This is a genomic window from Candidatus Neomarinimicrobiota bacterium, assembly GCA_030743815.1.
In the GTDB taxonomy this organism is placed as follows: domain Bacteria; phylum Fidelibacterota; class Marinisomatia; order Marinisomatales; family S15-B10; genus UBA2146.
The window spans coordinates 1-10,789 of the sequence record JASLRT010000077.1 but is presented as its reverse complement, the minus strand read 5'-3'; the positions used below and the strand labels follow the sequence as shown (position 1 = coordinate 10,789).

The window sequence follows — 10,789 nt, the reverse complement described above, 5'->3', positions numbered from 1 at the left end:
CTAACTCTTCGATCGTTGTTTTGCCATCTAATAGAAACTGATAACCTTCTTTCTCTAACACAGACATGCCTTGCTCCACGGCAAGTTTCTTGATTTCAATATCGCTTTTAGAATCTTTTACTAGATCTTTAATTTCTGGAGAAGGAATCAAAAGCTCATAAAGTCCGGATCTGCCTTTATACCCTGTTTGACGGCATTGGCGGCAGCCGCCCGCACTGGCTTTGTAAATCGGGCGGTCGACTGTTTCCAACCCTACAGAAAGCAGTTCTGCTTCGCTGGGAGTATACTCTACCTTACATTTGGAACATAAAACCCGAATCAGCCGCTGGGCTAAAATAGCTCTGACTGTAGAGCTCAACAAAAAGGCGTCTGTGCCCATATCAAATAAACGAGAATAGGATGCTGCCGCATCATTGGTATGAAGCGTGCTGAAAACGAGGTGGCCGGTAAGCGCGGCCCTTATAGCTAGTTCTATCGTTTCCCGATCGCGCATTTCCCCAACCATTATAATATCAGGATCTTGACGCATCATCGCCCGCAGGGCGTTTGCAAATGTCATACCGGCGCGATCATTTACCTGGGCCTGGACAATATTTTTAAATTTGTACTCAATGGGATCTTCGATGGTGATTAAATGCTTGGCCACTGAAGACACCAAGTTTAAGGTGGCAAATAGGGTGGTGGATTTACCGCTTCCTGTAGGACCGGTAACCAAAATAATCCCATTGGGGTTTTTACAGACCTTTTTCCATTGGGTTATTGTTTTATCGCTAAACCCCAATTTATCCAGAGCGATATTTCCTTTCGCAGGATCCAATAGGCGCATCACAATTTTTTCACCGAAAACAGACGGAAAAGTTGATACCCGGAAATCGAGCTTATGCCTTTTGCTCACTTTATATTCAAATCGTCCGTCCTGCGGTTTTCTGCTTTCCGCAATATCAATATTGGACATGACTTTGAAACGTGACACCAGCGCTGCCGCGACAGATCTGCTGTATGCTTTAAATTTTTGCAGCACGCCATCGATTCTAAAGCGAACAAGCACATTGTCCTCGGAGTGCTCGATATGAATATCGCTGACCCCGGTGCGCACCGCGTCTCGTAATATTTCGTCAGCAATGCCTGTCACCAGATGGGATTCTTCTTCGGTCAGTTCCTTTTCTTCTTCCCCTTCTTCTTCTTCAACTGCTTCCTGCTGCAAACCTGAGTAGTAGGTTTGGATCGCACTGATAATTTGTGATTCCGTGGCTAGGGCTAACTGCACTTTTTTGCCGGTCATGCGAATCACCGTATCAATGATCGTTACATTGAGCGGATCGGCAGTCGCAATAGCTAATTCATCAGCAAAGGTATACAGGGGCAGTATTTTAAGATTGTGCGCCGATTCACTATCTATGAGCGTGATTGCATCCATGTCGGAACTAAAATAATTCAGATCAATGCGGGGCAGGTGCATTTGTAATCCTAAGGCGTGAAACAGCTGTTCCTTATCAATGAAACCCAGCTTAATGCAGGCGTCTCCAAAATGCATCCTGTTTTCACTTTTGTAATCTATCACTGTTTCTACCTGCTCTGCAGTTAACAGCTGTTCTTTGACCAAAACTTCACCTATAGTAGCAGACATGGTTTACATTATCCTCTGTTCAGTTGACATGTATTAAAACTCTTCCGTTTTTTCTGTTACTAACAATAACTCCAGCAACTGATCAAGTAATATTTTTGTCTGGATCGGTTTGCGGATAAACAAGTCTCCGCCTGCACGTTTTGTATTCAGAATAGTTTCATTATCATCATCGGCAGATACAAATGCAATCGGAATAGCCTTAAAGCGATCATCATTCTTTAATAATTTACTTACATGGTAGCCGTTCATGTATGGCAATATGATTTCCATAATAATAACCCCGGGTTCTGACTGCTTGGCTGTATTGAATCCTGTAATGCCGTCATTGGCAACCAATATCTCTATACCCAATTCTTCCAGAACTTTTCTGGCTTGCTGGATAAATATTTCATCAATTGAAATAATTAGAATTCTGTTATTCATAGTAAAGAAATGTCAGAGTACAATACTTGATGTTATAAAAATCAATAGTTCCCGCTGCTCTTCAACAGTCACCTTTCTGCTGAAAAAGCGCTTGATCAAAGGCAGGTCTCCCAGCAAGGGAACTTTATTCAATGTTTCACCATCAGATGTAAATATTAAACCGCCCATCAACAGGGTTCCACCGTCTTCTACCATAACGTTTGTGCTCGTGGATCGCGTGGAAATAATGGGCCTCTGCTCGGCACCCACATACCCCACAATGGCCTGTACTACGGCATTCACCTCAAGGGATATAAGGCCTTCAGTATTAATACGCGGCAACACATCCATGCTGATATCTATATTTTGGTTTTCGTAGGTATAGGGAATAGCGCCAAAAATACTGCTTTCAAGCTGCGGTACCAGCACAGGAATGCTGGTCCCCACGCGTATGTTGGCCGGGAAATTATTAAATGTGGTTACCTGGGGTTCCTGGAGCAGTTTTGTATCAGAATCTACAGCCAAAAGTTCGAATAATGCTTGAACCATAGGCGGCGTTAATGCGGCAGCATTCAAAGTTTTACCCCCTAAAAACAGTTTACCAAAGTTCAGAACAAGGTCCTCGGTACTTTGAGCTCCGGTGGTGTCTACCTCGCTGCCGGGGGCAAGTATGGAAGCCCGCAGGGTCCAGTTGATGCCCATTGTTTCATCTTCTTTAAGGGTTGTTTCAATAAACTTAACGGCAATATTGATTTGTGGTATTTTTTGGTCCAACTCCCTGATAATGCGCGTTATTTCGTCAAACTTATAACGTCTGTCTGTGACTACAATACGATCAGTGAATGCTTTCGTACCACTGCTAGTCGCAAACGGAATCATTGAACCTCTATCTGTTAATATGCCCTTCAGTGCGGTTTCGATCACGTCTCCGGAGGCAAATTCCAGATTATAAATTCTTGTTTCCAGCTCTCCTTCTAACGATGTATCTATCTGCTTTATCACGACTATATTATTGGCATAGTAATATTCATAACCGTTGACATTCAAAATAGTTCTTAATGCAGCATCAAGCGGGACATCCCTTAACGTTAGCGTTATTTGCGAACCAAGCTGGCCTGTGTCCTCAGGATCACCCATAACGAGATTCAGCCCGGTATCATCCATCATAAGTTTTATAACATCAGTCAGGTTGGCAGAATCGAGCTGCAGCGTCACCAGCTTGGAAAAAGCGCTCATTGGACCGGGGCCTTCCGGCGCGGCGGATACTGGCGAAACTTTTTTGAGCCAGGAAACCACCAGCGAGCTATCGTTGGGCACGGTGATAGTATGGTCGGGCGGAGTATGAAAAAAGAGCTTCAGCCGCACCCTGTCCGCACCAATTATTTTTTTCTGTGAAACCAGCTGATACTGGTAGAGTGGTCCGGCAGACAGTTTTTTATCGAAATCTCCCTTATCCCAGTGGGCGCCGAGCAACTGAACCGTTACTGAGGGCGGATTCATAATTTCTGAAGATAAATATTCCGGCGTACCGTTAAACTGCATGACTAAATGGTACTGCAACGAGTCGTCCGAAATAATAATGTTTTTTAACTCCAGATTAGCCGCGCTTAAAGGCGCTGAAAAGAGCATAAGAGTGATCAACATTTTATTTTTTAACATATTATTTCCCCATTTTGAGAGTTATACTTTCATTGCGCTTTGAAAGAATTACCGATTCATTCTCTATGGCACTAATTAAGTAGCCATCTATCATCATTCCTTTGGCATACAATTTCCCATTAATTATGGCTTTATTCTGTTTAGTAGAACGCATAATCCCAGTCAATTTATAAATAGTGGTAGTGGGCTCTTCTTTAGCAGCGCCGGTATTTTGAATACTGAAAATATCGTGGCCCCATGCAGGATTTGTTTCTATTGTGTCCAGCGGTATTTCTGGCACTTGCTGATTGATTGAATTAATGATCGTCATGGGATCAGCCTCAGCCGCAACCTTATTTTGTGCCTTTGTGATGGCCGGGGTCTTCGTGCTTTTTCCAGTAAAAGTCATCGCCACATATCCGACAACTACTGCCCCAAGTAACAGCAAGAGGCGTTGTTCACTTTTTTTCATATTTTTTTAACCCCGTATGAAAAGAGTCCAACAGACGCTTGTACATCACTGGAGCCGGGTGTCGAATAAACTTGCAGTGATTTCACATAAAATTGACGTGTGATTAAGTGTTCTAGGTATTTCCCCACATCCAGAAAATGGCCTGTGATTTCTAGTGTTATAGGATATTTTTCCAAAACATAAGGAGTAAATGTTAAATGATCTTTTACAGGGGGAAAGCTGTCTGTTAATTGTGCATCTGACGTGATGATTGTAACCGAAAATTCATCTTCATGTTCATGCAATAAATCCAATAGCTTTAAAGAGTCTACTTCCTGATCGTAAACAGTTGCCAGTGTAAGTATCTTATTGGCCTCATCATCATATTGCATTTTGATGCTATTTATATCGCCTATATTATTTGTAGCCAAATTTATCTGTTGATCCAGCTCGGCAGTTTGGTTTTTGGAATGACCAATCTTTCTGTAAAGCAAAATATTGAAAAATACCGAGACCAGTAAACTCACAACGGTAAAGACAATAGTAAGTATAAAAACTGTTTTATGGTTGACAATTTTCATAAACGTAACACCATTGCAAAAGTGAATAATGACCTTGTCTTTTCATTTGATGACACCAACTCGGCATCCGTAATGTATTTATTGTCTTTTAAAGCATCAATAAGGTTGTTTAACTCCAAATCGAGATTTGAGCCATTGTACACAATTTCGCCATTAAAAAAGGCGTCCTGTTTGCCAAATTCCAAATTGGAGAGTGTCACATTTTCAGGGAGCGTTTTACTCAATATTTTTAAAAGGTAAACGGTTTTTTCTGCCGCAAACTTATCCTGCTCTTGGGCCCGCGCTAAAGTTTTCAAGGCCTCCGCTTCAGCAAGAAACTTGAAAAACAAGTCCCGCTCCATTAAAGCTAATTTTACCTGGCTCTCTTTCTCGGCAATAGGCCCTTTGATACTTATGAATGTATTATACTGGACAGACACCACAGTAGCAAATACCACCAGCATCCCGGCTAAAATTACTCTCATCAATTTAGTTGGAAAGAGGAACTTAAAAGTTTGTCTCTGTGCGTAGGGCAACAGATTCAACCGATCTTTTGGATCTAGCAGTAGGCCGATATTGTCGTAATATTCTTCCAAACCTTCATGCTGTTCTTCCTCCAGGCTCTTTGGAACATTGAGGAGTGATATATCCATATCTAACGATGTATTCATTTGGTCAACCATTTGGGGGTTTGTGGAAACGATTCCACTGATTAAAACATCATCTCCAATTAAGAGATTCTTTTGTCTAAAATGGGTCAATGATAGCTTGATTTCAGAAATAAGCTTTTCATACACCGTTCTCAGTGGTGAGCTATCATCGCCGATGAATGGTTGGGTTAGCATATATTCTCTAGCGCTCTCATAATCGATACTTTCATCACTTTCGTTAAGTTTTAGGTACAACTCTAGAAAATCGTCTAACCCGATAGATGATTTTCTAGATTCAACCAACTTCCAATTGTTTACCAGCGTAATGCGGGTAAAATTTCCACCAATATATAATAGCAATGCGCTCCCATCTGAATCAGGCCCATGATTAAACAGAAACTGGTCATACTGAATTTTTGCAATTGAAGTTGTGTAGCGTAGCTGGATATTCTGCTCTAATAGGTATTGTGCATCATTCAAAATGGGTGTTTTGTCACTTATCAAACAAATCGCGTCCCGGGTGGGGGCTTTCTTATCCTGCACATCATTTATGATCCAGTCGATAATGAGATTTTCTGGATCCGCCGAGAACATTTTACCTAGCTTCATTATCATGTAGTCATATAGTTCTTTTTTCTTCAAAATCGGTATCTTTAGGAAATCCATTTCAAACTTGTATTCTGATGAATACACAGCCACATAATAATGTTTTCGTACGCCTAGTTTAAAATTTTCTGTGAACACATGATGCATCAATTGGGGAAGCGTCTGTATAGTAGTGTCTTCATTAACCAATAATGGCAGCATATATGTCTGTTTCTTGTGTATTCGGAAACCTTTGCGTTTAATTGTCGCCTGCAAAAAAGTGACACTGTTCCCTTTTTGTACAAAAGTGACAGTTTTGGAATATCCGCTTAATAATCTATATAGATAGAGCCAGTTTGATCGAAGAAATGATTTTTTCTGCTTTTTTTGTTTCTTAGCTTTATTCTTTTTGGGATCCTCATCGGTTTGTTCGTCTTCGGTGCTTTGTGTAACATCGTCTTCGGTTGATTCGTCATCTATTTCATTTAAGCGTAGCTCTCTAAGGTATCCTCGGACCATGTTATTATCACTAATGGTCATGGTTGCGCCTGATTTCTTTTGTGTTTCGTTTGCTCGATTGTCGATATCATCATGACCCAACCCACCTTCGGGGACTAAAAAAATCTGATCGTCAATGGTAATCTCCATCCTCTGAACTGTTTCTGGTGGGGGTGGTGCATCTGGGGGTTGGCTTCTCTGTGCCTCATTTTCAGTACCGGTTTTGGGTGCGATCCCCTTAGCTTTCATCAAATTTTGTACCAGTGCATTATCACTGATTTCTTTTGGAACAAACTCTTGATCCTGTAACGGTGATGAATCGGTTACGTCAGGAATTTCCTGTACTGGATCATCGGCAATCTCATGCTCATCACTATCTGCTGAACCGCTATCCTCACCGAGGTCCTCACCCTCCTGAGTTAACACGGTCGTATCATGAATCTCCTGTATAGGATCATCGGTAATTTCATGCTCATCGCTATCTGCTGAACCGCTATCCTCACCGAGGTCCTCATCCTCCTGAGTTAACACAGTCGTATCAGGAATTTCCTGTACTGGATCATCGGTAATTTCATGCTCATCACTATCTGCAGGGCCGCTATCCTCACCGAGGTCCTCATCCTCCTGAGTTAACACGGTCGTATCAGGAATCTCCTGTACTGGATCATCGGCAATTTCATGCTCATCGCTATCTGCAGGGCCGCTATCCTCACCGATGACTTCATCCTCTTGAGTTAACACGGTCGTATCAGGAATCTCCTGTACTGGTGGATCATCGGTAATTTCATGCTCATCGCTATCTGCAGAACCGCTATCCTCACCGATTACTTCATCCTTTTGAGTTAACACGGTCGTATCAGGAATCTCCTGTACGGCATCCTTAGCACTAACCCCTTGTTCTGAATCACTTTGAGTTAGCTGTGGAGTGTCTTTTAGATATTTCTTTTTTATAATACCGTTTACAACCTCTGTTTCAGAAACAAATATTTTATTCACTTTCTCCAATTTTTTTATATGATAATAAATTTTTTGACGTGGAAAATTAATTTGCCTTGCAATATCCCGCGCTGACAGAGGCTCATCACCCAAAATCATCATTATTGAATTCTGAATTGGGTTTCCCCCGCCGGCGTTAACGGTTTTATCTGTTTTGCTGTCTTTCATGTAGTCGAGAACCTTCCCCGGATATTCTCGTGTAACAGCAAGATTACAACGTAACAAAACGATATTCAAGCAAAAAGTCATTGTGAAGATATTTGAACGATGTGTTACAGTTGTAATTACAGTAACTTATACCATTGATTACGATATGCTACAACGTTGTAATTCCATATGATTCTTGGCCCTAAACAACCACTCTCACCGTGGCGGCTGAGATTATACAACACATCTATGCTCCTTGACAGTATTCACTGTGACATTCTACCTTTTCGCCCCATACATCTCTTCTATGAGATGCTTATACCGGCTGATCACAACTTTCCGTTTCACCTTCAGTGTCGGTGTAATCTCGTCCTTGTCTTGATCAAAATCCTCCTCAAGAACACGGAATTTCTTGATAGTTTCATAAGATGCCAGTTCGCTGTTCTTCTCATGCACCACATGGCTGATGAGATCCGTGACTTCTTTCTTCTTCGACAGATCAGCCAGATCCTGATAGAGAAGCTTTCTGTCCCTGGCGAACTTGGTGATCTCATCTTCGTCCAGCGTGATGAGGGCAGTCAGATACGGCCTCCGATCACCATACACCATTGCCTGACTGATGTAGGGATTCATTTTCATGAGATTCTCAATATTCTGGGGGGCGATGTTTTTCCCTCCCGCCGTGATGATGAGATCCTTCTTCCTGTCAGTAATGTAGAGGTACCCTTCATCATCGAGATAGCCGATATCGCCTGTATGGAGCCAGTAGCCACCATTACCGTCGGGTTTGAGCAGTTCTCGCGTTGCTTCCTCATCCTTATAGTAGCCGAGACACATCTGAGGCCCTTTTGTGCATATTTCTCCGTCAGGCGCAATTCTCACCTCCGTATCGGGATAGATGGGTCCAACCGATCCTATCTTATACTGACCCGGCTTGTTGGCCGAAACAAGTCCTGTCGTCTCCGTCATACCGTACACCTCGTAGATAATCAGCCCGAGCCAGTGGAAATAGCGGATGATCTCCGGCGAAATGGGTGCACCTCCCGACAGCATAAAACGGATGTTACCACCGAAGATATCATAAATCTTCTGAAAAATCAGAAAACGTGCGACGGTATTCTTGATCCTGAGAAGAAAGGACAGCGGTTGTTTCTCAATCTGACGTGCGCTAACTCTCTTTCCCACATCCACAGCCCATGTGTACACCTTCTTTTGAAGCCATGTGGCGTCATCAATACCGGTGGCGATACGGGCATAGAATTTCTCGAACACGCGAGGCGTGCCAAACATGACCGTTGGCCCTGTCTGACGCAGATTGTGTGGCAGGTCATCGAGACTCTCGGCAAAGACTGTCTGATTACCTGAGACCAGTTTCATAAAATGGCCCACATCCCGCTCAGCCACATGAGCTAACGGCAGATAGGCAATGGTCATATCATTCTCTTCAATCTCGATGATTTCCGGCAGGTGTCTGATGATAGCAATGACGTTCCGGCTGTTGATCATTGTTGCCTTCGGAGGGCCCGTCGTCCCCGAAGTGTAGATGAAACTGATCACATCCTCAGGATTAACCGATGCCATCCGCTCTTCAAACTCGCCGGAGTGCTCTTCACCGTACTGCCTCCCCATCTCACAGAAATCCTCCAGCGATGTCACATTGGGGAGATTTCCGGGGTGGTACTTATCCATCACCACGATCTTCTTTACCAGCGGCAGGTCATCCCATATTTCTAATATCTTATCCAGCTGTTCCTGATCCTCAGCGAACACCAGCCGGCTGTCGCTGTGCTCAACAATATACTTTACTTGCTCCTCAGTATTGGAATGGTAGATAGGCGCCGTCACACAACCGATGCCAATAATGGCCATATCAGCAACAACCCACTCCGCCCGTGTCTCACTGAGGATCGAGACCATGTCTCCCGGATTCAGCCCGGATGCTAGGAGTCCGTTTGCGACATCCCGCGACCAGTCGCCGTACTGGCGCCACGTGATGGGCTCCCAGACGCCGTGATGCTTCCACCAGATAGAGATATTGTCCCCGTTATACTGGACGTGGTACCAGAACAGCTTGGGGATAGTGTTGTATTTCTCGAAATTCAGTGTTCGTAATTCCACATTCATTATTCTTCAGTTCTTCGAATCTCAGGTGACGCCCCACAGTTTCGACCGTCTCACATACTTCCCTTCACCGAGGTACATCTCTCTCACTTTATCTTCTTCGCGGAGCTCATCATACGTACCGCTCAGGAATATCTTCCCCGCCGTCAGGACGTAGCCATAATCGGCGATCCTTAAGGCGTGATTCACATTCTGTTCCACAAGCAAGATAGTGACACCCGATTGATGAAGGGTCTTTATGGTAGCAAAGATATCATCGACGAGGATAGGCGAAAGGCCGAGGGACGGTTCGTCCAGCAGGAGGAGCTTGGGCTTGAGCATAAGGGCGCGGGAGATAGCAACCATCTGCTGCTCTCCGCCGCTGAGCGTTCCCGCCAGCTGTTTCTCCCTATCTTGCAAGACCGGAAAATGCTGATACACCTCTTCCAGTCTCGTCTGTAGCAAATCCCTCTCCTTAAGCAGAAACCCACCCATGAGGAGATTGTCATACACCGTCAGTTCCGGAAACAGTCGCCGTTCTTCAGGAACGTGACAAATACCGAGGGAGACAATTTCTTCCGCATCCATCCGATCGATTTGCTCCCCGTTAAAATGAATCGTACCGTACTCAGGCTCCACGATACCGCTAATAGTCTTCAGAATGGTGGTCTTGCCGGCTCCATTAGCTCCCAAGATACAAACCAGCTGCCCGTCCGTCACCTCAAGCGATACACCGTGAAGGGCCTTAATCTTGCCGTAAAATGTCTCGACACCGATGAGATTAAGCATGAGCTTCTTCCCCCAGAAAAACCCGGATCACGTCAGGATGCTCCTTCACCTTCTCTGGTACACCTAAGGCTAACACATTGCCTGAATCGAGAACGCAAACGCGGTCGGAGATGCTCATGACGAGACTCATATCGTGTTCCACGACCAGCACGGTGATACCAAGATCATCACGAATTTCGGACACGATCTTGGCAATTTCCATGGTCTCCTGGTCATTCATGCCCGCCGCCGGCTCATCGATAAGAATCAGCTCCGGCCTTGCCACCAGAGCTCGTGCTATTTCTACCAGTTTCTGTATCCCATACGGTTGCCCCGACAGGTACTTCTGCTCATAATTGGCCAAGCC

At 44.1% G+C, this 10,789-nt stretch carries 9 protein-coding genes; all 9 read right to left on the bottom strand.

Annotated features, from left to right (window positions below):
* The coding region (locus QF669_06360; protein ID MDP6457052.1) for an ATPase, T2SS/T4P/T4SS family at window positions 1-1,627 on the bottom strand (1,627 nt) is incomplete at its 3' end.
* A 33-nt stretch (window positions 1,628-1,660) separates the two neighbouring features.
* Entirely contained in the window at window positions 1,661-2,050 is a 390-nt protein-coding gene (locus QF669_06355) for a response regulator (GenBank protein ID MDP6457051.1), read from the bottom strand.
* A gap of 12 nt (window positions 2,051-2,062) precedes the next feature.
* Entirely contained in the window at window positions 2,063-3,688 is a 1,626-nt protein-coding gene (locus QF669_06350; protein ID MDP6457050.1) for a hypothetical protein, read from the bottom strand.
* Window position 3,689: 1 nt separating this feature from the next.
* Window positions 3,690-4,139: a hypothetical protein gene (locus tag QF669_06345; protein ID MDP6457049.1), complete on the bottom strand. Its 450-nt coding sequence runs from the start codon at window positions 4,137-4,139 to the stop codon at window positions 3,690-3,692.
* Window positions 4,136-4,699, bottom strand: coding sequence for a hypothetical protein (locus tag QF669_06340; protein MDP6457048.1), 564 nt, complete (start codon window positions 4,697-4,699; stop codon window positions 4,136-4,138). The genes QF669_06345 and QF669_06340 overlap by 4 nt, the downstream gene beginning before the upstream one ends.
* Window positions 4,696-7,575: a hypothetical protein gene (locus QF669_06335; protein MDP6457047.1), complete on the bottom strand. Its 2,880-nt coding sequence runs from the start codon at window positions 7,573-7,575 to the stop codon at window positions 4,696-4,698. Before QF669_06335 ends, QF669_06340 begins: the two co-directional genes overlap by 4 nt.
* A 258-nt stretch (window positions 7,576-7,833) precedes the next feature.
* Window positions 7,834-9,672 carry a long-chain fatty acid--CoA ligase gene (locus tag QF669_06330; GenBank protein MDP6457046.1) on the bottom strand — a complete coding sequence of 613 codons (1,839 nt, stop codon included), beginning with the start codon at window positions 9,670-9,672 and terminating at the stop codon, window positions 7,834-7,836.
* A 27-nt stretch (window positions 9,673-9,699) separates the two neighbouring features.
* Window positions 9,700-10,443, bottom strand: a complete 744-nt coding sequence (locus QF669_06325; protein ID MDP6457045.1) for an ABC transporter ATP-binding protein — start codon at window positions 10,441-10,443, stop codon at window positions 9,700-9,702.
* On the bottom strand, window positions 10,436-10,789 hold a 354-nt coding region (locus QF669_06320), incomplete at its 5' end, for an ABC transporter ATP-binding protein (GenBank protein MDP6457044.1). The genes QF669_06320 and QF669_06325, both read right to left, overlap by 8 nt.

Excerpts from the sequence above, each read along its gene's own strand:
- QF669_06340 (MDP6457048.1), bottom strand. The coding sequence starts at position 4,699 with ATGAAAATTGTCAACCATAAAACAGTTTTTATACTTACTATTGTCTTT.
- QF669_06345 (MDP6457049.1), bottom strand. The coding sequence starts at position 4,139 with ATGAAAAAAAGTGAACAACGCCTCTTGCTGTTACTTGGGGCAGTAGTT.
- QF669_06355 (MDP6457051.1), bottom strand. The coding sequence starts at position 2,050 with ATGAATAACAGAATTCTAATTATTTCAATTGATGAAATATTTATCCAG.
- QF669_06335 (MDP6457047.1), bottom strand. The coding sequence starts at position 7,575 with ATGAAAGACAGCAAAACAGATAAAACCGTTAACGCCGGCGGGGGAAAC.
- QF669_06350 (MDP6457050.1), bottom strand. The coding sequence starts at position 3,688 with ATGTTAAAAAATAAAATGTTGATCACTCTTATGCTCTTTTCAGCGCCT.
- QF669_06325 (MDP6457045.1), bottom strand. The coding sequence starts at position 10,443 with ATGCTTAATCTCATCGGTGTCGAGACATTTTACGGCAAGATTAAGGCC.